Annotated in this window: 22 protein-coding genes; 3 read left to right on the plus strand and 19 right to left on the minus strand. The window is 60.2% G+C overall.

Annotation, left to right across the window (positions count from 1 at the left end; translation table 11 throughout):
* The first annotated feature begins 7 nt into the window (after positions 1–7).
* The 3 genes from ugpE to AC1DPR_RS06370 all read left to right on the plus strand — a co-directional run bounded on the left by ugpE (position 8) and on the right by AC1DPR_RS06370 (position 3,516).
* Complete coding sequence (gene ugpE / locus AC1DPR_RS06360) at positions 8–856, plus strand: sn-glycerol-3-phosphate ABC transporter permease UgpE (protein ID WP_025658489.1); 849 nt, start codon at positions 8–10, stop codon at positions 854–856.
* Positions 856–1,899, plus strand: a complete 1,044-nt coding sequence (locus tag AC1DPR_RS06365; protein ID WP_477815934.1) for a sn-glycerol-3-phosphate import ATP-binding protein UgpC — start codon at positions 856–858, stop codon at positions 1,897–1,899. The genes ugpE and AC1DPR_RS06365 overlap by 1 nt, the downstream gene beginning before the upstream one ends.
* Before the next feature lie 213 nt (positions 1,900–2,112).
* Positions 2,113–3,516, plus strand: a complete 1,404-nt coding sequence (locus AC1DPR_RS06370; protein WP_477815935.1) for an ATP-binding protein — start codon at positions 2,113–2,115, stop codon at positions 3,514–3,516.
* A 294-nt stretch (positions 3,517–3,810) separates the two neighbouring features.
* Here AC1DPR_RS06370 and AC1DPR_RS06375 read toward each other — a convergent pair whose 3' ends face one another.
* The 19 genes from AC1DPR_RS06375 to biuH all read right to left on the minus strand — a co-directional run bounded on the left by AC1DPR_RS06375 (position 3,811) and on the right by biuH (position 22,072).
* Complete coding sequence (locus AC1DPR_RS06375; RefSeq protein WP_477815936.1) at positions 3,811–4,803, minus strand: dihydroxyacetone kinase subunit DhaK; 993 nt, start codon at positions 4,801–4,803, stop codon at positions 3,811–3,813.
* A 55-nt stretch (positions 4,804–4,858) separates the two neighbouring features.
* Entirely contained in the window at positions 4,859–5,269 is a 411-nt protein-coding gene (locus AC1DPR_RS06380; RefSeq protein ID WP_029792805.1) for a hypothetical protein, read from the minus strand.
* A 2-nt stretch (positions 5,270–5,271) separates the two neighbouring features.
* The gene (locus AC1DPR_RS06385) at positions 5,272–6,852 is read right to left on the minus strand and encodes a putative PEP-binding protein (RefSeq protein WP_477815937.1); all 1,581 of its coding nucleotides are present in this window, start codon (positions 6,850–6,852) and stop codon (positions 5,272–5,274) included.
* Positions 6,836–7,180, minus strand: a complete 345-nt coding sequence (locus AC1DPR_RS06390) for an HPr family phosphocarrier protein (protein ID WP_018855605.1) — start codon at positions 7,178–7,180, stop codon at positions 6,836–6,838. The genes AC1DPR_RS06385 and AC1DPR_RS06390 overlap by 17 nt, the downstream gene beginning before the upstream one ends.
* A complete protein-coding gene (dhaM, locus tag AC1DPR_RS06395) occupies positions 7,180–7,578 on the minus strand; it encodes a dihydroxyacetone kinase phosphoryl donor subunit DhaM (protein WP_018855606.1) in 399 nt (132 codons plus the stop codon). The genes AC1DPR_RS06390 and dhaM overlap by 1 nt, the downstream gene beginning before the upstream one ends.
* Positions 7,575–8,189 carry a dihydroxyacetone kinase subunit DhaL gene (gene dhaL / locus AC1DPR_RS06400; RefSeq protein ID WP_477815938.1) on the minus strand — a complete coding sequence of 205 codons (615 nt, stop codon included), beginning with the start codon at positions 8,187–8,189 and terminating at the stop codon, positions 7,575–7,577. The genes dhaM and dhaL overlap by 4 nt, the downstream gene beginning before the upstream one ends.
* A 22-nt stretch (positions 8,190–8,211) precedes the next feature.
* Complete coding sequence (locus AC1DPR_RS06405) at positions 8,212–9,852, minus strand: dihydroxyacetone kinase subunit DhaK (RefSeq protein WP_477815939.1); 1,641 nt, start codon at positions 9,850–9,852, stop codon at positions 8,212–8,214.
* A gap of 46 nt (positions 9,853–9,898) precedes the next feature.
* The gene (locus tag AC1DPR_RS06410; RefSeq protein WP_477815940.1) at positions 9,899–10,906 is read right to left on the minus strand and encodes an ABC transporter ATP-binding protein; all 1,008 of its coding nucleotides are present in this window, start codon (positions 10,904–10,906) and stop codon (positions 9,899–9,901) included.
* Positions 10,899–11,996, minus strand: a complete 1,098-nt coding sequence (locus AC1DPR_RS06415) for an ABC transporter ATP-binding protein (protein WP_477815941.1) — start codon at positions 11,994–11,996, stop codon at positions 10,899–10,901. Before AC1DPR_RS06415 ends, AC1DPR_RS06410 begins: the two co-directional genes overlap by 8 nt.
* A gap of 3 nt (positions 11,997–11,999) precedes the next feature.
* The gene (locus tag AC1DPR_RS06420; protein WP_477815942.1) at positions 12,000–12,215 is read right to left on the minus strand and encodes a hypothetical protein; all 216 of its coding nucleotides are present in this window, start codon (positions 12,213–12,215) and stop codon (positions 12,000–12,002) included.
* Positions 12,212–13,165 (minus strand): carbohydrate ABC transporter permease, encoded by a 954-nt coding sequence (locus AC1DPR_RS06425; protein WP_477815943.1) that lies wholly within the window; start codon positions 13,163–13,165, stop codon positions 12,212–12,214. Before AC1DPR_RS06425 ends, AC1DPR_RS06420 begins: the two co-directional genes overlap by 4 nt.
* On the minus strand, positions 13,162–14,130 hold the full coding sequence (locus AC1DPR_RS06430; RefSeq protein WP_026371562.1) for a carbohydrate ABC transporter permease: 969 nt from the start codon (positions 14,128–14,130) through the stop codon (positions 13,162–13,164). Before AC1DPR_RS06430 ends, AC1DPR_RS06425 begins: the two co-directional genes overlap by 4 nt.
* A 101-nt stretch (positions 14,131–14,231) precedes the next feature.
* Entirely contained in the window at positions 14,232–15,557 is a 1,326-nt protein-coding gene (locus AC1DPR_RS06435; protein WP_018855614.1) for an ABC transporter substrate-binding protein, read from the minus strand.
* A 365-nt stretch (positions 15,558–15,922) separates the two neighbouring features.
* Positions 15,923–17,752 carry an allophanate hydrolase gene (atzF, locus tag AC1DPR_RS06440; protein WP_477815944.1) on the minus strand — a complete coding sequence of 610 codons (1,830 nt, stop codon included), beginning with the start codon at positions 17,750–17,752 and terminating at the stop codon, positions 15,923–15,925.
* Positions 17,749–18,102 (minus strand): cupin domain-containing protein, encoded by a 354-nt coding sequence (locus AC1DPR_RS06445; RefSeq protein ID WP_018855616.1) that lies wholly within the window; start codon positions 18,100–18,102, stop codon positions 17,749–17,751. The genes atzF and AC1DPR_RS06445 overlap by 4 nt, the downstream gene beginning before the upstream one ends.
* Positions 18,095–18,763 carry a cysteine hydrolase family protein gene (locus tag AC1DPR_RS06450; protein WP_018855617.1) on the minus strand — a complete coding sequence of 223 codons (669 nt, stop codon included), beginning with the start codon at positions 18,761–18,763 and terminating at the stop codon, positions 18,095–18,097. The genes AC1DPR_RS06445 and AC1DPR_RS06450 overlap by 8 nt, the downstream gene beginning before the upstream one ends.
* Positions 18,763–20,313 carry an ABC transporter ATP-binding protein gene (locus AC1DPR_RS06455; RefSeq protein ID WP_477815945.1) on the minus strand — a complete coding sequence of 517 codons (1,551 nt, stop codon included), beginning with the start codon at positions 20,311–20,313 and terminating at the stop codon, positions 18,763–18,765. The genes AC1DPR_RS06450 and AC1DPR_RS06455 overlap by 1 nt, the downstream gene beginning before the upstream one ends.
* Positions 20,310–21,371, minus strand: a complete 1,062-nt coding sequence (atzD, locus tag AC1DPR_RS06460) for a cyanuric acid amidohydrolase (protein ID WP_477815946.1) — start codon at positions 21,369–21,371, stop codon at positions 20,310–20,312. The genes AC1DPR_RS06455 and atzD overlap by 4 nt, the downstream gene beginning before the upstream one ends.
* Positions 21,371–22,072, minus strand: a complete 702-nt coding sequence (gene biuH / locus AC1DPR_RS06465; protein WP_477815947.1) for a biuret amidohydrolase — start codon at positions 22,070–22,072, stop codon at positions 21,371–21,373. The genes atzD and biuH overlap by 1 nt, the downstream gene beginning before the upstream one ends.
* Positions 22,073–22,078 lie beyond the last annotated feature (6 nt).

Below are 22,078 nucleotides of genomic sequence, written 5' to 3' on the forward strand. Positions count from 1 at the left end.
CAGGCTGATGATCGAAAAACGTCCCCTGGCCACACTTCTCGGCCACCTGATGCTGATCCTCGGCATCGTCATCGTCGCCTTTCCGATCTACTACACCTTCGTCGCCTCGACGATGAGCTCGGCGGAGATCCTGCGACCGCCGATCTCGCTGCTGCCGGGTGCGCACTTCTCCGGAAATTACGGCGAAGCGCTCTTCGGTGGTGTCGAGCGCACCGTCGGTGTCAGTCTCGAGCGGATGCTTTGGAACACCTTCGTCGTTTCCTTCGTCATCGCGGTCGGCAAGATCGCGATTTCCTTCCTGTCGGCTTTCGCGATCGTCTTCTTCCGTTTTCCCTTCCGCATGGGTTTCTTCTGGATGATCTTCATCACGCTGATGCTGCCGGTCGAAGTCCGTATCCTGCCGACCTACAAGGTGATCGTCGATCTCGGCATGATCGACACCTATGCCGGTCTGACGCTGCCGCTGATGGCGTCAGCGACGGCGACTTTCCTGTTCCGGCAGTTCTTCCTGACGATCCCGGGCGAGCTGGTCGAGGCGGCACGTATCGATAGCGCCGGTCCCTTCCGCTTCATGCGCGATATCCTGCTGCCGCTATCGCGCACCAATATCGCCGCGCTTTTCGTCATCCTCTTCATCTACGGCTGGACACAATATCTTTGGCCGCTGCTCGTGACCAACGACGCGCGCATGACGACGATCATCATCGGGTTGCGCAAGATGGTGGATTTTGCTGATGCGGCGACCCCGTGGAACTTCGTGATGGTGACGGCGATCCTGGCAATCATCCCGCCAGTCCTCGTCGTCGTGCTCATGCAGCGCTGGTTTGTCAAAGGTCTGGTGGAAACGGAGAAATAATGGCCGAAATCAAGCTTAACGACGTCCGCAAGTCCTATGGCGGCGGCATCGAAGTGATCAAGGGCGTGTCGCTCGACATCGCCGACGGCGAACTCCTCGTCCTCGTCGGCCCCTCGGGCTGCGGCAAGTCCACGCTGCTGCGTATGATCGCCGGGCTGGAAGGTATCACTGCCGGCGAGATCGGGATCGGCGGGCGAAGGGTCAACGAGCTGGAGCCCTCCGAGCGGGACATCGCCATGGTCTTCCAGAATTATGCGCTCTATCCGCATATGACCGTGCGCCAGAACCTCGCCTATGGCTTGAAGAACCGCAACACACCCAAGGACGAGATCGACAGGCGCATTGCCAAGGCGGCTGCTTCGCTCGAGATCGAGCCCTACCTTGAGCGCAAGCCGCGCCAGCTTTCAGGCGGCCAGCGCCAGCGTGTGGCGATGGGCAGGGCGATCGTGCGCGAGCCCGCCGCCTTTCTCTTCGACGAGCCGCTCTCCAACCTCGACGCCAAGCTGCGCGTACAGATGCGGGTCGAGATCAAGCGCCTTCAGCGGTCACTTGCAACCACCAGCGTTTACGTCACGCATGACCAGATGGAGGCTATGACCCTCGCCGACCGGCTTGTCGTCCTGAACGGCGGCCTGATCGAGCAGGTCGGCACACCGATCGAGCTCTATGAGAAACCCGCAACAACCTTCGTCGCGACCTTCATCGGCTCGCCGGCGATGAACCTGTTTTCGACCGACAATCCGAGCCTGACATTGAGCAACCCGGACCTTCTTCCAGCCGAGACCGCCACCATCGGCATCCGCCCAGAGGATTTCTATCTGGTGGAAGGCGCAGCACCCGCAGCCCTAACCACCGATGCTCGCGTCGCCGCTGTCGAGCTGATCGGCGCTGAAAGCTACGTTCACGCAACGCTGCCGACCGGCGACAATGTTGTCTTTCGTGTCGCGGGCCGATCAAGAATAGAGATCGACGCCCCGGTGCGGATTGCCGCCAAGGCAGAGAGACTGCACTTCTTCGACCGAAGCAACGTTCGGGTGCAGTAAGAGACTGACCCCTCGGAACTCTTTCTGCCCACGAGAGATCAACAGCCGGGTTTCAAAGGGATAGGCTTGCCCTGTTGTCTGAGGAAAAATCGACAATCTGGCACGGTTTGGAGAGCCTGTAGCGCGCAGAACTTGACAAACTGATCGTCAATAAGGTAAACACGATTAAGGTAATCGCGATTACGGTAATTATAATTACCGTAGGGCAGGCATATGCAGTTTCTCGGGCGCGAACGTGAACTCAAGCTGGTGCGGATCGAATTGGATTCGCAACGACCTTCCCTCATCATCGTATTTGGCCGACGGCGGATCGGCAAATCGCGGTTCCTTCGGGAGGCCGCCAAGAACCGCCCAGAAATCTACTTTCAGGCGACCCGCGTCTCATCACTTTTGAACCTGGAACAGTTCAAATCCGATGTCGGAAAGGCAATCGGATCAAAGCCGCAGCTCGAAGCCCTGTCAAGCTGGGAGGGGGTACTGCACTATGTTGCCGAGCGTGCCGGCGAGCATCCGGGATTGATCGTCACGATCGACGAATTTCCCTATCTGCTTGATAACGAGCCAGCACTGCCATCGATCGTGCAGAAATTCTGGGATTCCGGCGCACTTGCAGACGGGGCGATGAAACTGATCCTTTGCGGCTCTGCCATTTCTCAAATGGAAGACCTGTTGGCGGAACGGAACCCGCTTTACGGGCGAAAAACCCTGTCGATCGACATGAAGGCCTTGCCCCTTGTCGACGTCGCCAAGTTTTTCCCGGAGTACACGGCCGACGACATTATCAGAACCTATGCGATTTTCGGCGGCATTCCCTACTATCTTCAGCTTTGCGACGCTCAGGAACCGCTCCGCAATAACGTCATCAAACTCTTGCTCACAGAGACAGGCACCCTGATCGACGAACCGAACACGCTGCTGCAGACCGAACTCAGAGAGCCGTCCTTTTACTCAAGCGTGGTTGCGGCTATATCTGACGGTTGCAACACTAAGTCGGCGATCGCAAGCCGACTGGGTGTCAAAGCAGACGGTATTGGACCGTACCTGGCAAAACTGCTCGCGCTTGATTTGATCGATAATTCGAAATCGCTGGATGCCGACGAAAAGGGCCGAAACCGCCGCTATCGCGTTGCAGACAGCCTGATGTCGTTCTGGCATCGTTTCGTGCGACCAAGCCTGAGCGCGATCAGCAGCGGGTTTGGCGAGGAGGTTTACGACCGCGTCGTGGAGCCTCGGTTCTCCGAATATATGGCAATTGCGTTCGAACCGATCACCCTTCAATTTGCAAGGCTTCATCTGCAGGAGGTCCTTGCGGTTCCGACGCAGGAGGTTGGCCAGATTTGGGGTCACGCCGATTTCGACATCGATGTCGCGGGGCGATTGTTGGATGGTGCATTTTTCTATGGCGAATGCAAATGGCGATCGCGCGTGATCGACCTTGGCCACGTCCGATTGTTGCGTGAGCGATCCGAGAAAACGACTTACGGGGAAGGAGCGACGGGCAAGCACTACCTGTTTTTCAGTAGAAGTGGTTTTTCAAGCGATGTCGAGAGTTTCGCGGAAGAAGACGAGCGGCTGCATCTGATAACCCCAGAAACACTGGTAAGACCGCGTCGGTAGAGGCGACAGCGTGGGCGCATTGCCGCTTCCAACGCGCCGCCTGGCGCATGTGGCACTTGCTCCATAACGTCGGTAATTTCTGTAGTAAATCAGATGCCTAAGCTGCTTTTGGTGGTCTTTGCTACCTAACGCCGGAAAATTCTGTGGTTCCGTGTCTCACGATGATGTCCTGAGGTTCTGGATGACGCTAAATTTAGACGCGTTTGGTGGGACCCAAGCTCGCTCCTGTCACCGCATGCCATTGTTTGCATGGGTAGCCGCAGGGCCGGTTCGCGCTTGCGATAGGTGACCGCCCTAGCACCCCCAGCGCAATGCCGCCGTCGCAACGGGCGAATCCCAGAGGAGGAGTTCGTCCTCCCTGAGGATGGCGAGCGTGACGGAAAGGCCCTGCATGTCGAGGGAGGTGGCGTAAGTGCCGACCAGCGAGCGTACGATCCTCAGGTCATGATCCGTCATGAAGCGGTGGGCAGTATTGTAGGCGAGATAGAGTTCGGCCGGTGGCGTGCCGCCAAGTCCATTCACGAAAAGCAATGCCTTATCCGCAACCGGGGCGACTTCGTTGAAGACTGTTTCGCTCAGATGCGTGATGATGGCATCTGCGTTGGAAAAGGGCTCTCTCTCGTGGCCTGGTTCCCCGTGAATGCCAACGCCCATTTCTATCTCACCCGGGCCGAGCGCAAAGGTTGATCGCTGCGTGTGAGGAACCGTTACGCCAGTCAATGCGACACCCATCGATCTGATGCGGGGCGAAAGATCACCGGCAAGGGCTTTCAATTCGGCGAGCGCCATTCCCTTTTCGGCTGCAGCGCCGAGAAGTCTCTCAACGATCACGGTACCGGCAACACCGCGTCGGCCGCGCCCGTCCCGCGTCCGCGCCGTTTCGACGTCGTCGCTCACGATCACCATTTCAATCTTGTGGCGGCTCGATGCCATCTCTGCCGCCATTTCGAAATTCATGACATCGCCGTCGTAGTTTTTCACCACGAGCAGGCAGCCAGCCCCGGTATCCGTTTCCTCGATCGCGCCAACGATCTGGTCCGGAGTAGGAGAGGTGAAGATATGCCCGACACATGCCGCATCGAGCATGCCGCGGCCGACGAAGCCAATATGCATTGGTTCGTGACCCGCGCCACCGCCGGAGATGATTGCCACCTTGCCCGGAACGAGGTGACGACGGCGGACAAATTTGCGATCAGCGCCGAACACAACGAAGTCCTCATGGGCGCGCACAAATCCGTCGAGGGTTTCGGCGACCATTGTTTCCGCTGTATTCATGAATTTCTTCATCAAGCCCCTCCCAAGGCGATGATCATCTAGCGTCTCGTCGCGCGCAATGGTCCGTTCAATCCGGCGATCCCGAAATTGCAGCGATCTTTTGCACCAAGTCGGTGATGGCCTCTTCAAGCAGCCGGTTGCGTCGTTCGTCACCGAAGTCAGGCACCATGATGGAAAGGTGACGCAACTTTTCCGAGGCGCCAAATTCCGGCAGTTTGCCGGGATGGGCGGTCTGATAAGCGTCGAGAAAGCGTTCCTGTTCGGCGGCGCTGAAATGGCAAACCCGGAAGATCGTCGCAAGATGACGGGCCGGAAGAGGCGTCGCATAAATGGGGCTGGTTATCTGGGTGACGAAGCTTCGATGCTTGCCGAGTTCCGTCGCCAGCCGCTGACGGGTTCCCGAAGGCCGGTTTTCGATGATCTGCGCCAGAATGTTCTTATAGGCGATAATGGCGTCTTCGGTGTCTTCGCGCGCCATCCCTATTCTCCGGCTGCCCTTGTCCCATCGGCATTCAGGCCGACTATGGCCGATCTTATCGTGGGAAGCCGATCTGGCGCCACGGAAAAATGCCGCAGACCGACGGCGAGAAGATCAGAGATACGGGATGGATCGCCGGCCATGTCTCCGCAAATGCTGACTGGTTTGCCGCCGGCAAGCTTGACCGCCTGTGCGACCAGGCGCAGCACTGCGGGCACTGCGCGGGCTTGATATCGAGCAAAGTCGGCCTGCTCGCGTGCGGAAGCGACGAGGTATTGCGAAAGGTCATTCGTGCCAAACGAAAAGAAGTCTGCGTTTTCGAATTGATCGAGCATGAGAGCCGCCGCCGGGACCTCCACCATCATGCCAATCGGGGGAATGCGGTGCGGCACACCCCGGCTTGCGAGGAGGCTGGATTCTTCGCGATAGATCTGCCTGATATCGTCGACATCAGATGGAAAAGTCACCATTGGCAGCATGATGCGAAGATTGCCGAAGACCGCCGCGCGCAAAAGCGAGCGAGCTTGCACACGCGCAATTTCGGGCCGGGCTAGAAGAAGACGAATGCCGCGCAAAGAGGACATTTCCGTGAGGCCGGAGAGCGTCTTGTCGCCGCCGATGTCCAGCATACGGATTGTCACGGACCGGCCATCAGCCCAATTCAGGAGGCGGCGATAGATCTCAAATTGCTTTTCTTCGTTTGCGGCATCACCGAGCGACGTCACCGCGAACTCCGAGCGCACCAACCCTATTCCGGCGGTTGTCGCGACCGGGATCGCATCGATTTCGTCGGGAGCATTGACATTGATCGACAAGAGAACCTGCGCTCCGTCCGCGGTATGCAGGATTCCGCTGTCGAGTGGCGGTGCGGTGCTTCTTGGCGGACGGCTGACTTGCGTCGACGTCGCATGGTCCTTGGCTGCCTGCAAAATGACAACACCTGAATCGCCGTCGACTCCCATGTGTTGCCCTCCCTCCGTCGCGAAGCGGCCGGTACCAATCACCATCGGGACGGACCGGGATTTGGCAAGCAGGGCCACATGGCCGACGGCACTCCCTGCAAAAAGAACGATACCGCCGCCTGCCGACCAGTCATGGGCGAGGAAGCGGCTGGGTTCCATGTCCTTTCCGACATAGATGGATCCGGCTGGAAAGTCGTCGACGGGCGTTCCAGTGAGTACGGAGAGGACGCGGTTCTTGATGTCCAGAATATCGACGGCACGCGCCCTTAGTTGATCTTCTTCCGAGCATTCCAGTTCCCGGATGTATCCATCGAGCGTTCCGATCCAGGCGAAAGCTACATTTTCACCCGCATCGATACGCGCGCCGGCCATCTCGGTCAGCGTTGGATCGCGGAGCACCTCAATCTGAAACTCGACGATGTCGCCACCCTCTGGGTCTGCCCCGGTGCCAAGATCCTGTAGTTCGCGGATGGCGGTGTCGATTGCGCTGGCGAGTTCGGCATGGCCGGAGACGCTTGATGGCGGTGACGGGGCAGTGGCCATTGGTTCGGCGACGAAGGCCGATCCGCTGGCAACACCTGGCGCCGCGCTCGTGCCTTTCAATCTAAGCGGGGCGGCCATGCTTCTTTTCCTCATCGAAATTGCGCTCGACGAGGCCCTTCAATGCCCGGATCGCTTCTTCGGCGAGGATTCCGTCGGCGCGAATTTTAAGCACCGAGCCCTTGCGGATCTTGGCGCCCATGATCTTGATGATGCTCTTGCCATTCAGCCAGACGTCGCTGCCATTGACAGCGACCTCGATGGAGCAGGGGAACGACTTTGCCAGGCGCGTGAACGTCACCGAAGGCCGGGCATGCAGTCCGACGCCATGCTTGACCTCGACCTCCGTCTGGCAACTGGCATGGACCTGCCCGGCCTCATGGGTTCCTATGCGCAATCCACTGCTCATCAGGGTGAGAGCTCCTCTGCCGTTGCGACCACCTTGGTCAGTGATGCGCCACCGGAGGCCTCGGCAGCGGCGATAACGGCTCCTTCAACGATAGGGGCGTTGCAGATCGATACCCGCTTGGACCGGGGCGAGCCGAGCATTTCGATTGCCATTTCGCTATTGGTTTCAGCTCCACCCAGATCGACAAAGACGGCTACGCCGGCGTCCGACCAGGCCTCTTCGATGGCTTTGAGAATTCCGCCGGCATCCGTTCCCAACTCGCCGTGACTGTTGCCACCGGACCAGGCCAGCGGCACGCTGTCGCCAACCATTTGCCGCACCATATCGGCGGTGCCACGCGCAATCAGCGGCGAGTGGGAGACAATTACAATTCCGACGTTTGGCGTCTTCGCATTCATGCGCTGCGGTGCTCCTCGAGATAGAGGCAGATCGCGGTTGTCAGAAGCGCACAGCTTGAAGCGCCCGGATCGACATGGCCGATTGACCGGTCCCCGAGATAGGAAGCCCGTCCGCGCATCGCCCTCATGGCAGACGTCCGCTCGGCAGCAACCTCGGCTTGACGTGCGATGTCCGTCAAAGACGAACGATGCGCAAGTGCGTCCTGAACCGGATAGAGAACATCAAGAAGGGTTTTGTCCCCGGCATGCGAGCGGCCACGACGGGCGACCGCATCAATTGCCTGCATCAGTACCGCTGGAAAATCTTGGTTCTGGTGCAATGCACGGAGCTCGCGACCCATCTCCATGAGCAGTGTGCCATAGAGAGGGCCGGCCGCTCCACCGATGTTCATAACGAGCGTCAGTCCGATCTTTTCAAGCGCGTCGGGCAAGGGAAGAGTTGCAACAGAGGCTTCCTCGGCGCTGACTGCGTCGCAGCCACGGCGCATATTCGTTCCGTGGTCACCGTCCCCAATCGCCCGATCAAGCGCGCAGAGATGTTCGCTGTTTGCCGCAATCGTTGCCCGGCAAGTCTCGATCAGACCCGTCAGAAGAACCGGTTCTGCCTGCATCCGATATCCTCCAATCGCCAATTCATGCCAGCGCTGCAACGACTTCGAACACGCCCGCCGCAGCGACAGCCCCCGGATCCGGCACTCCCTCCAGATCCTTCTCACCGACATAGGAGGCGCGGCCGGCCTTCGCCTTCAGCATCGCCTTTGTCGATTGAGCACCGGTAGCCGCAGCCTTCGCCGCGGCCGCGACATCACCTGATGCCAAGGCCGCGAGTGCAGGCGCCAGCGCGTCGACCATGGTACGATCGCCGATGCCGGCGCCTCCATAGAACGTCATCCGATCGAGCCCGGCAAGCAGGGCAGCGGCTATATCAGCCTTTTCCGCCATGGCCTTGGAGGCGGCGGTAAAAAAGATCGAGAGCAGTACACCACTGGAGCCGCCCATGCTCGTGCTCAGGATCTCACCGATCGAGGCCATGGTGGCGCCAGCATCCTTCAGCGGCAGCGTGTCAATGCGGGAAAGAACGCTACGCGCCCCTGCTGCCACGGTGGACCCGGTATCGCCATCACCGACGCGGCCATCGAGGCGGTTCAACTCGCTCTCGAGGGAAATCAGATGCTCGCAGACCGCCGTCAAAAGGCGACGGTTCCGGCTGTCATCGCTAGCCGAGGCCACTTCATCCCGGCCAGATATCTTATCCGGGGCGGGAACGATGGCGATCTCGTGCCGTTCGGCGACGGGTGGCCAGGCATGCGGCCCGACTGCGGCCTTCAGCGCGGCTTCGCGAGCAGCGTCCAGCCGAATGAGCGAAAGCGAAAAACCGTTCATGTTGAGCGCGGTCATCATCGGTGCCGGTCCGACGATCAGGCGCACACGGCCGGTGACCGGCGAGGACAACACGGCATTGGCAATGACGCCCATCTCAAGCGGTGGCACGGCGCCAAGGTTGTTGATCAACAGTGCGTGGTCGTGCGCACCATCCAGTCTTGCGGCCAGTCGCTCGGTCATCGTCGCGACAAGGTCGACAACCGGTTGCAAGGCGATCCGCTCGACACCGGGCTCGCCGTGGATGCCGAGGCCAAGCTCCCCTTCATTGGCGCCGAGCCGATCCTCATGCGCCTGACCGGGAACGCTGCAAGTCGAAAGCGACATGCCGAGTGAAACGATATCTCGGGCTGCGGCAGCCGCTTGTGCGGCGACCGTCTTCAGGCCGGCTCCTGCTTCGGCGTGGTAGCCGGCGATCTTATGCACAAACAAGGTACCGGCAACGCCGCGGGGCTGGTTGATTCCGGGGATGGCAATATCGTCGGCAACGATCACCATCTCGACATCGAAGCCTTCGGCACGGGCCTTTTCGGCAGCGAGGCCAAAGTTGAGCCGGTCGCCCGTATAGTTCTTGACGATCAGCAGGGCGCCCTTGGGGCCCGTTACCGCACGGATGGCCGTCAGCACGGCATCGACGCTCGGCGAAGCAAAGATCTCGCCCGATACAGCCGCTGTCAGCATGCCCTTGCCGACGAAGCCGGCATGCGAGGGCTCGTGACCCGCGCCGCCGCCGGAGATGATCGCGACGTTCGATTTATCCCAATCCGCGCGCAGGATCACCTTGATGTCGGGGAAGCTATCGAGACGGGCAAGCCGACCGGCACTGCTTGTCAGGAGCAGACCATCGAGGGCTTCGGTAACAATGGTTTCCCGGCGATTGAAGAAATGTTTCATGGAGAGAGACCCGTCTTTTATGCAGTGTGTCTTGTATCGTTCAATTCTAGCCCAGACGCTGGCCGCTGGCGTCGAAATAGAGCGGATCGCGTAACGTGAGGCTGATTCGATCACCCGGCCGGATTGCGAGATATGGATCGGCAAGTGTGACGAGCTTGTGGTCGCGAACCCGGATGTGAAGGTGGTTCTGGTCGCCAAGGTGCTCGATCCAGTCGATTTCGGCATTGGCATTCGTTTCGACCATGATATCGAGATGCTCGGTTCGCGCACCGATCGTCCTGGTACCTGGCGGCGGATTGGCGCCTGGCAGGAGATCGGCAGGCAGCAGGTTGATATGCGGTTGGCCAAGCCGGGCAGCGACATCGAGGCTGGTGGGATTGCCGTAGATTTCACGCGGCGTTCCGACCTGCAACAGCCTGCCTCCAGCAACAATGCCGATCCGATCCGCCATCGTCATGGCTTCGACCTGGTCGTGGGTCACGTAAAGCAAGGTAGAACCGAGTTCCTTCTGGATCCGTTTGAGTTCCAGGCGCAGTTCGGCACGCAGCTTCGCATCGAGCGACGAGAGGGGTTCGTCCATCAGGTAGATGGCGGGCCTTCGTACCAACGCCCGGCCGATCGCGACACGCTGCATTTCGCCGCCCGACAGACGCGTCGAACGGTTCTCAAGCTTGTGGTCGATCCGGACCATACGCGCAATTTCGCGCACGCGACGGTCGATCTCTTCAGCCCCTAGCTTGCGCACAGGCGCTCGCAGCGGGAAGGCGAGGTTGTCGTAAACCGTCATGTGCGGATAGAGCGAATATTGCTGGAAGACGAAGGCGACGTCGCGCTCGGCGGGCGCTTCGCCCGAGACGTTGCGACCATTGATCTCGATGCGACCGCTATCGGGCCGTTCCAGGCCGGCAATGAGGCGCAGCGTCGTCGTCTTGCCGGCACCGGTCGGCCCAAGCAGGACGACGAACTCGCCATCGCGGATGGAAAGGTTGAGATCAGACAGAGCCTGCGTATCGCCGAAGCGCTTGTCGAGGCCCTTGAGGACGATGTCAGCCATGCTCGGCCTCCGAGTAGAGTGCCGAAGCAATGGCGCGGCCCGACTGGCAGTCAAACAGCGCGAGCTTGGCCGAATTGAAGTCAAGACCGACCGTCTCGCCGATACGGAAGTTGCGGTTTGCCGGAACTCGCGCCTTGATGACGCCGCTCGACGTCTCGATCGTCACGACCTGATTGGTCCCGAGATATTCGCTGCCATAGACCGCTCCCCTCAAGGGCGACGCATCGCTCAGGCGAATATGCTCAGGCCGAACCCCGAGTGCCAATTCGGCCTCGGCCAGGTCCTGGTGCACCTCGGGAACGGCGACATCGACCCCATCAAGCGAGACGGATCGCGCGCCTGTCTGCAGGCCCGAGGTGAAGCGCATGAAATTCATCGATGGCGAGCCGATGAAATCGGCGACATACATGGTGGCGGGCTTGCTGTAGATTTCCTGGGGCGTACCGAATTGCTCGATCACCCCATGGTTCATGACGGCAATCTTGTCGGCCATCGCCATCGCCTCATGCTGGTCATGGGTGACGTACACAGTCGTCGCTTGAATGCGGTTGTGCAGTTCACGAAGTTCGTGAACCATGACCTCGCGAAATTCCGCGTCGAGCGTCCCCAGCGGTTCGTCCATCAGGAAGCATTTGGGACGCCGCACGATGGCGCGACCGAGCGCCACGCGCTGCCGGTCACCGCCGGCAAGTCCGGAGACCGATCGGTCAAGGATATGATCGATCTGTAGCAGCCTCGCGGTTTCCTCGACGCGCTGGCGGATCTCGGCCTTCGGCATGCCTTGCGACAGCAGCGGAAAGGCGATGTTCTTGCGCACGTTCATATGTGGATAGAGCGCAAAGAGCTGGAAGACGAAGGCGATGTCGCGTGCGCTGGCGCGGTTGAAGGTGACCTCTTCGCCGTCAAGATAGATCTTGCCGCTGGTCGGCAGTTCCAGACCGGCGATCATGCGCAGCGTCGTCGTCTTGCCGCAGCCGGATGGTCCGAGCAGTGCCAGGAATTCGCCGTCATGGATGGTGAAGCTTGAATCCTGCACAGCGACGAAGCTGCCGAACTGCTTGCGGAGATTTTCTATTCTGATGTCCGCCATGGATCACTCCGGAAACTTCGAGACGATGATGAACATGGCCGTGCCCGCAAGCAGCGTCACCAGCGAGTAGGTGTAGAGCACCAACAGGAATGGCTGGAAGAGCATGAGAAAGCCGATGGCAATCAACGCGGTTGCGATACTCTCCATTGGGCCGCGACGCAGAAAGAACGGGCGCTTCGGGCGGGATGGGCGGCGCGGTGTTTCTATGAGGTGGGTCATTTGCGGACCGCTCCGAAGGTGATGCCGCGCAAGAGCTGCTTGCGCAGGAGAATGGTAAAGACGAGGATCGGGATCAGGAAGATCGTTGTTCCCGCCGCGACTGCCGGCCAGTCCTGACCGCCTTCGCCGATAATGGTCGGTATGAAGGGCGGTGCCGTCTGCGCTTCGCCCGATGTCAGCAGTGCCGCAAAGGCATACTCGTTCCAGGCAAAGATCAGACAGAAGATCGCGGTGGCGGCAATACCGGTCGTTGCTTGCGGCAGGACGACTTTCCAGAAAGCCTGCAGCCGCGTGTAGCCGTCGATCATCGCTGCCTCCTCGTACTCCCGTGGGATCTCGTCGATGAAGCCCTTCAGGAGCCAGACTGCAAGAGAGACGTTGACCGCGGTGTAAAGCAGGATCATGCCCAGCGCCGTGTCGGAAAGACCAAGCTCACGGTACATGAGATAAATTGGGATGGCGACGGCGATCGGCGGCATCATGCGTGTCGACAGGATGAAGAACAACAGGTCGTCGGCAAGGGGGACCCGGAAACGCGAGAAGCCATAGGCGGCCAGCGTTCCCAATGAGACGGCCAGGAATGTCGAGCCGAAGGCAATCACCAGCGAGTTGGCAAAGCGCGGAAGGAAATTGGAGGGACCGGCGATCACCATGTTGCGCTTGCGGGTGACCTCGTCGCAGGTGCCGGTCGGCGCGGGAAGGGAGGCGATGTATTCCGGCGTCTGCCGCGTCCTTGTTGTCAGGAGGTTGCAGTAGCCTTCCAGCGTCGGTGTGAAGATGATCTTCGGAGGATAGCTGATGGAGTCCGGCGGAGACTTGATGCTGGTCAGGAAGATCCAGACGAGCGGGATCATGGTGATCAGGGCGTAGAGGATAACGATGGTGCCGGCGATCCGCTTGTGTGCCCGGCTCGGTTCGACGACGGAATGGGCTGAGGTGACGGAGCTCATCGTTGCTTCACCTTGTTGAGTGCCTTGACGTAGATGTTGGCGAGGCCGAACACGGCAACGAAGAGGATGATGGCGAAGGCAGACGCCCGCCCTGTCGCCCAGCTCTCGAAGGCCGTACGCTTCAAGGTGATCGAGGCCACTTCGGTGGTCGAACCCGGGCCGCCCCCCGTCAGCAGTGTAACCATGTCGAACATCTTGAAGTTCTCGATGCCGCGGAACAGTACGGCGAGCATGATGAAAGGCAGGGCCATCGGCACGGTGATCGACCAGAATTGCCGCCAGGGCGAGGCGCGATCGACCTCGGCTGCCTCATAGATGTAGTCCGGGATCGAGCGCAGGCCAGCGAGGCAGATCAGCATGACATAAGGCGTCCACATCCAGGTATCGACAATGATGATGGCCCAAGGCGCCAGCGTGACACTGCCGAGCATCTGGATGTCGGCGGTCGGAATGCCGGTGATGAGCGAAACCGCGTAGGCGAAAAGACCAATCTGCGGCTCGTAGAGAAAGCGCCAGAAATTTCCGACAACAGCCGGAGACAGCATCATCGGTATCAGGATGAGCGTCGTCCAGAAGGCGTGGCCACGAAACTTGCGGTCGATCAGATAGGCGAGCGTAAAGCCGATAACCGTCTGCAGCAGGATCGTCCAAAACACGAAATGCGCCGTCGTCTGCATGGCCTGCCAGATATCGGGGTCGTTCAGGACCCGCTGGTAGTTGCTAAATCCGACGTTCAGAACAGGCGCATTCGGGCGGTTGGCACGATAGTTCGTGAACGACAGATAGATCGCCCAGATGAGCGGGAAGATGTTGATGGCGAGAAGCAGGATGATGGCCGGTGCAATGAACAGCCAGGCAATCGCTCGGTCGGATAGTCCCCGGACACGGCGTGCGACCGATGTGGGCGTCGCCCTCGCAGTCGCGTCAGCTGCCTTTTCGACCATGGAGGAAGATGAAATGTTCAAGGTGTCACCTGGTCTTTGCGTATGTGAGACACGTGGCGGCCCGGCAGTCTTGGCGATCCGGGCCGCCATTCTGGCAAGAATGTTTTGCGTCCAGCCGGACACTAGATCTTGCCGTCGTCCTTGAAGACTTCGGTCCAGTCTTTCACGAGGCCATCGAGCGCCTCCTGAGCCGTGCCGTTGCCGGCCACGACATAGTTATGAACGCGCTTCTGCATGTCCTGCAGGAGGGTTGCGTAGCTTGGCTCTGCCCAGAAATCCTTGACGATCGCCATCGAGTCCAGGAATGCCTGGGCATATGGCTGGCTGGACGCAAAGTCCGGGGCGTTCACAACTGACTTCAGGCACGAGTAGCCGCCGAGCTGCCACCACTTGGCCTGCACTTCAGGCTGGGCGAACCACTTGATGTACTGCAGTGCTGCGTCCTTCTTGTCGGAGTAGGAGACGACCGAGATACCCTGTCCGCCAAGCTGGGCGAAATGTTTCTTTTCCGCCGGGTTGGGGAAGAAGCCGATCTTGTCGCCACCGACTTTCTCATCCTTGTAGAGACCCGGCCATGTGAAGGCGAAGTTCATCTGCATGGCCACCTGGCCGGACTTGAAGGCGTCGGCGGATTCAACCATGTAGACGTTGGAGCTGCCGGGCGGTGTGCAGCAGTCATAGAGCGCCTTGTAGAACTCCAGTCCCTTGACCGCATCGGGCGAATTGACGAAGCCTTCCATCTCGTAGGGCTTGTCTGGGTTGTCGTACTGGAAGCCCCAGTCATAGAGGACGTTGGTCACGCCCATCGTGATGCCTTCGGAGCCGCGCTCCGTATAGATCGAGGCGCCGTAGACGGTCTTGCCATCGATCTCGCGCTTCTGGAAGAACTCGGCGATCTGCTTCAGCTCGTCGTAGGTCTTCGGCGCCGCAAGATCGTGACCATACTTTGCCTTGAATTCCTTCTGTAGTTCCGGCCGCTCGAACCAGTCCTTGCGGTAGGTCCAGCCGACCACATCGCCCATGGCGGGCAGCGCCCAATAGTTCGGCGTATTCTTCGGCCATTCCGAATAGCCGACGACCGTCGCCGGCACGAAGTCATCCATCTTGATGCCTTCCTTGTCGAAGAAGTCGTTGAGCTTGACGTAGTGGCCGTTTTCAGCCGAGCCACCGATCCACTGGCTGTCGCCGATGATCAGGTCGCAGAGCTTGCCATGGGAGTTCAGTTCATTGAGGAAGCGGTCTGCATAGCTCGTCCACGGTACGAACTCGAACTTCATTTCAGTGCCGGTCTTGGCGGTGAAATCCTTGGAGAGTTCGACCAGTGCGTTTGCCGGATCCCATGCGGCCCAGCAGAGCGTCAATTGGTCGGCTTTGGCGAGATTGGGCAGCGCCGACGAGATGATGAACGCCGAGGCCAGCCCAAGAAGGGCTTTCGATTTCTTTTGCATAAGTTCCTCCCAGAACCAAAGGCCGGCTCCCCGCCGACCGCGCAAGTTCACCCATTTGCGAGAATGCCTACATGAACTCCTCAACTCTCATGTTTAGCAATATGTTTAGTGTTAGATGATTTTATAAACATTGCAAGTGGCAATCGCTGTTGCTCTGCAGCAATTGCTGACCTCCATGCTTACCTGCGCCCGTGGCCACAAGATCATTGCTGCCGGTTGAACCGAGCGCGGTTACCTCAGAAACGGAGCCAGAGCGCGGCCGCATTGGCGTCGTGGCAACGCAGCCGGTTATCTTGGCAGTTGGCGCTGCCGTAACAGATGGGTGAGAACTCCCAGGCTCTGCGATCCGCAATTGCCGGGATTGATCAGCCTGCGCTTCGCGCTCTCCGGTCGGTGTCCGCCGCCACATAGTTGCGCCAGCCGCCATAGCTGGTGATGTCGGTGGCCCCTGTTATCCCTGCGGCCTCGACAAGGAAGCCTTTTGCCACAGTTCCGTCTGACAGACTGATTGAGCCGATTCCAAGCGGCGAGGGTATTGCCGCCACGAATTGCCCGAAGGCAGCGGGCGTCAAGCGCCAGACTTCCACGTCGATGCGGCCGCCTCTGCCGGCCTCGACACGGATCATCCCCGGCTTGGCGGGCACCTGGCCGGCAAGCGCATAGAGCCTGTAGGCATCCGATGTCTGCGCCTGCCGAGAGAAAACGGCGTCGAGGTCGCGCAGTTGGACATTTAGTTGCATGCCGGAGAGATGCGCACCGACGACAACGAGATCGATCATCCCATCCTCATCAATTCTCGCCGGTTTCGGAAAGGCCGGTGGCAGAGACCAGCTTGTCGCTCCCAGACTGACACCCGCTGCTTGGTGGATCTCTCGGGCAAGGGACGCCGCCAGGCCATCCCGGCCGGATGGTGCCAGCAGGGTCATGCTCGCCGGGAGGCCGTCGCCACGCCTGCCAGTCGGCACGGCGATCCCGCACATATCGAGCAGATTGACGAAATTGGTATAGGTCCCAAGCCGCGAGTTCTCGCGGATCGGTTCGGCAGCAAGGTCGGCCAGCGTATAATGGCTCGGGGCCGTCGGCACACAGAAGACGTCGACAGTGTCGATGAGCGGCTGCACTGTCTGCTTCAGAGCCTGCAGGGCGTAGAGACCGTTGAAGGCATCGGCCGCGCTCAGTGCCTTCGCGCCACCATAGATCTTGCGTGTGACCGGATGGAAGCTCGTTTCGTTGGCATCGAAGAATGCCTTCACCGCGGCATAGCGTTCCGCCACCCAGGCGCCTTCGTAGAGCAGATTCGCAACCTTGTAGAAATCTCCGAACGGCACTTCGACCACGCGATGGCCGAGCATCGTCAGCATCGCGAGCGCGCTCTCGTACGATGCCTCCATGCGGGCGTCGCCAAAGAACTGGCGGTCTGCCTTTGCAGGAACCCCGATGCTCAGGACCGGCGGAAGCGAGCCATAGCCGGATGCGGGTATGTCCTTCGAGTAAGCATCCGCCGCGTCGTAGCGTGCGGTGGTGTCGAAGACACGCCATGCATCATCGACGGTAAGGGCGAAAATGGAAACACAATCGAGCGTGCGGCAGGCCGGTATGACCCCCGCTGTCGAAAGGGCGCCGACGCTCGGCTTGAGGCCGACGATGTTGTTAAGTCCTGCGGGGATCCGGCCGGACCCGGCCGTATCCGTTCCGAGCGCGAAACTGACGATCCCTTGGGCGGTGGCGACGGCCGAGCCGGAGCTGGAGCCGCCGGGAACGAGGTTGGCGTCGATGGCGTTGCGAGGGATCGGGTAGGGCGAGCGGATGCCCACGAGGCCCGTTGCGAACTGGTCGAGGTTTGTCTTGCCGATGACGAGCGCCCCTGCCTGCTTGAGCAAGCGAACGACAGTCGCATCAACAGCCGCTACATAGGTATAGTCAGGGCAGGCAGCCGTTGTCGGCATGCCGGCGACATCGATGTTGTCCTTCACGGCAAAGGGGATGCCCCAGAGCGGCTTGGCCTCGGCATCAAACGGCCCCAGCGCTTCCACCTCGGCAAGCAGCGCCTCGCGATCTGAGAGATGAAGAAAGATGCCCGGATCGTTGACTTCGGCCAGGCGCGCAAACACCCGGTCAATGATCGTGTCGGGGGTTCCACCCAAAGCGTAGAATGCGTGCAGCGATGCGATGTCGAAAGCCGGTGCGCCGGTCATGCTATTTCCTCTTCCAGTATCCTTACGGGCCGATCCCATTGGATCAGCACCACGCAACCGGTGTCACTCCAGACGGAGTGCTCGGTTCCAGCCGCATTCACGACATAGCTGCCGCGCCCATAGTCGCCGGCCTCATCGGATTGTGTGCCTTCCAGGACCAGGATGGTTTCGAGCCCCTCGTGTCGATGCCGCGGTACGGAGGCTCCGGCCTCGTATTTCAAAAGGGCGACCCCCGGCTGATCGTTTTCGAAAGCGCGGATCCAGTGGATCGTAACGTCCTCACGAAATGGAGAGAAAGTTAGCTCTTTCCAGCCCCCTAGCGTCAGAAGCTCGCGTGTAGTCTCAGGCATGACCAATCGCCTCCAATATGTCGTCCACATGTGAAGTCCATCCAACGATCCCGCCCTGGGCGCGGATCATGGCGATGGCGGCATCCTTGAATTCGGGAAAATAGCTCTCGGTTGCTTCTTCGGCGAGAAGGCATTCGTATCCGCGATCATTGGCTTCGCGCATGGTCGTCTGAACGCAGACCTCGGTTGTGACGCCGGCAAAGACAAGCTGGCTGATGCCCCTCGCTTTCAAGATGTCGCCGAGTTCGGTCGCGTAGAATGCGCCTTTGCCCGGCTTCTCGATCACGATTTCGCCGTCGACGGGGGCAAGCTCCGCCAGGATCGCCGTGCCAGCCTCTCCGGCAATCAAGATCCGTCCCATCGGCCCGTCATCGCCGATCCGAAGGGTTGGAGCGCCGCGGTTGCGCTTGGCGGGAGGCAGATCGGAAAGATCCGGCTTGTGGCACTCCATGGTGTGAATGACAGGCAGGCCGGCCTCGCGAAATCCCTCAATCAACCGTTTGACATCGGGAATGATCCTGGTGATGCGGCTGACATCGTTGCCGAGGCTTGCGCCGAAACCGCCTGGCTCGGCAAAGTCACGCTGCATGTCGATGACGATCAGCGCCAGTTGGTCGGGCCTGGCCGGAAAGGCAAAAGGCTGTGCCTTGATGTCTGCCATCAGTGATGTCCTGCCATATGCGCGCCGATGACCGAGATGTCGGCCGCGCGCGCCGGGGTTTCGTAGACCAGCTTTCCGTCCGAGATGACCATGATCCGGTCGGACATCTCCAACAGTTCGTCGAGATCCTCCGACAGCAGCAGCACGGCCGCACCGGAGTTGCGCGCCTTCATGATGCGGGCGCGGATTTCCGCCACCGCTGAGAAATCGAGGCCGAAGCAAGGATTGGCGACGATCAGGAGATCGACTTCGCCAGTCAGTTCACGCGCCAACACCGCGCGTTGCACATTGCCGCCGGAAAGGGCTGCGATCGGCGAGGCGGAGGAGGCGGTCCTGACCTTGTAATCGGCGATCAGATCCGTCGCCCGCTTCTTCATCCTGCCCTTGTTGAGCCAGATCGCATCTTTTCCGTCGTTTTTAAGATCGAATGTACGGAAGGCAAGATTTTCGCTGACCGTCATGCGCGGCGCGCAGGCATTGTGCAGGGGCTCCTCGGGAATGAAGCGCACATTGTTCCGGCGCGTTTCCGGCCGGGTCGCCCCGTAGGCGTCGCCGTTGACAAGCACGCTGCCCACCTCGGTCGGCCGCTGGCCGGCCAGGATCTCCGTCAGCTCCTTCTGGCCGTTGCCCGATATGCCGGCGATACCGACGATTTCGCCGGAGCGAACCGTCAGCGTCTCGATTTCTATGGTTTTCAACCCCGAGCGATCCGGTGCCTTGACCTTATCCACCTTGAGAACAGGCTTTGCCATCTCAGACACTGGCACGCGTGTATCGAGCTGGGCGAGCTTGACGTCGCCGATCATCATCGATGCCATCTCTGCGGTCGAGAGCTGGTCGACCCCTCCGCCGCCGACCAGCTTGCCGCGCCGCAGGATCGAAACCGCGTCGGCGAACTTCGTAACCTCATGGAACTTGTGTGAGATCATCAGCACGGTCAGCTCGCCGCGATCCGTCATGCCGCGCACCAGTCCGAGCATTTCGTCCGCCTCGGCTGGCGTCAGCACGGATGTCGGTTCGTCGAGCACCAGAAAACTGCGGCCGAGATAGAGCTGCTTGACGATTTCGAGCTTCTGCTTTTCGCCAGCGGCCAGCTCGCTGACGGGGCGATCGAGCGGAATCTTGAACGGCATGTGCTCCATGAAGGCTGCAAGATCCCTACGCTCCTTGGCCCAGTTGATCACCGCCGGCACGGCAGCCCGGCTGATGACGAGGTTTTCGGCGCCCGTCAGCGACGGCACCAGCGTGAAATGCTGGTAGACCATGCCGAGCCCATAGGTTGCCGCATCCCTGGGAGAGGCGATCGCCACTTCGCGCCCATCGACCGAGAGCGAACCCGAGGTTTGATGGTAGAAGCCCATGATGCACTTGACGAGCGTTGACTTGCCGGCGCCGTTCTCGCCGAGGAGCGCATGGAAGGTTCCGGCCGGGATATCGATCGATACGTGGTCGAGCGCCGTAAAGCTGGCAAACCGCATCGTCATGTCGAGCGTCTGGATGCCGACGGCCTTGCCAGCCTGGGGAAGAGGCGTGTCGCGTACGATACTCACTTCCGGTCTCCTTTTTCGACGATAATTGCGACCGGCCCGCCACCTGGCGGTCCCTGATGTTCGGCACCGCCCGATACGTATAAGTCGGTCATGCCGAAGACGCCGGCGAGCACGCCGCCCACAAATGCGCGGGCATGGCGTGTGCCGGCGATATCGGAATCGTTCAGCATGGTATGGCGCCTGCCACCAACGTGACCGGACGGATCCGGTTCGGCCTTGGCCAGCACGGCCGCGAGCCTTCCTTCCGCCGGCAGACGATCCCAGGCAGCGCGGACGGATCCAGTGTCTATCGCGTCCCGCATGACGGCATGGTCGATGGTGAGAGGCCCGGACCAATTTGCGCTCATGCCGAGTACAATGACCTCATGATCCAAGAGCTCGACGCCTGAAGAAGCCGAGGCGCATCGGGAATAGAGATCGAAGCGGCTACAGATGTCACTGTCGTCGATGGCGTCGATATCCACCTCGCCAAGTGCAACGGCAACGCCAAGTGCCGACGCGCCGCGTGACAGCGCCATTGATTTAAGCGTGTCGCGTGTCGCCGTCGTCTTTCCGGCTGCTTCCGCATCGGCAATGCGCTGAGTGGTCAGCAGCGGGCATTTGATCTGTACGAAGTGGACATCGGCGGTGTCCTCGATCCCGGCATCCCGGATGGCGGCTTTAACCGCCACCGCCACCATGCGGACCTGTTCTTGCCTGCCGAGTTGTTCAGGCGGCAGGGCAGGGGTACGCGCCACGCCGATTGCCAGAGCCCCTTCTCCGGGCTCCTCGACCTGTTTGCGCGTGAAGATGGTCCAGTGAGGAGAGAGCGCGCCTTCCGTGCCGCCGGACATGACGATTGAGACGCCTTCTACATTCTGTTCATCGAACAGCCGCTCGAAGCTGCGTGTGGCGTAGCCGCGGGTGAAGTCGTTGACGCAGCCGTTGCCCTCGGTCTTGCCAAGCACGGCAACCACGTCGGAAGCGTCAGTTCGGCCGGCAAACAGGGCTTCGACACCGGAAACATCATCTGGACTGCCTGCCGGGACGCGAAAGACATGAGCACGCAAGGAGGGCATCAGGGAAGGGCCTCGATCAGGGTAGCCGTGTTGGACACAGATCCGAACACGCCGCCTTGCATCTTCACCATCTTGATGGCTGCGAGGTGGTTGCCATAGTCGGTGGCGCCGCAGCAATCCTCGAGCAGCAGGCACTCAAAGCCGCGATCGTTGGCCTCGCGCATCGTCGTGTGAACGCAGACATCGGTGGTGATGCCTGTCAGGATGATGTTCTCGATCCGCTTCTGGTTGAGGATCAACTCCAGATCCGTGGCACAGAAAGAGCCTTTGCCGGGCTTATCGATGATCGTCTCGCCCTCGATCGGTTTCAGCTCGTCTATAATATCCCAGCCCGGCTCTCCGCGAACGAGGATGCGGCCGCAAGGGCCGGCGTCGCCGATGCCAGCGTTAATACGCTGCGAGCGCCAGCGCTTGTTCGCCGGCAGGTCGGCGAGATCGGGCCGATGCCCCTCCCGGGTGTGGATGATGTGATAGCCCTTGGCGCGCATGGCGGAAAGGACTCTCTTGATCGGCTCGATCGGTGCGCGCACGAGCGAAAGATCATAACCCATATGATCCACGTAGCCGCCTGGACCGCAGAAATCCGTCTGCATGTCGATGATGATGAGCGCCGTGTTGTCCGGCCTCAGCGCGCCGTTGTAGGGCCAGGCATAGGGATCGGCATTGATGTAGTGTCCCCTGGCTTCGACCAACGCATCCATCGAATT

This window comes from Rhizobium sp. 01T417 (genome assembly GCF_056398905.1).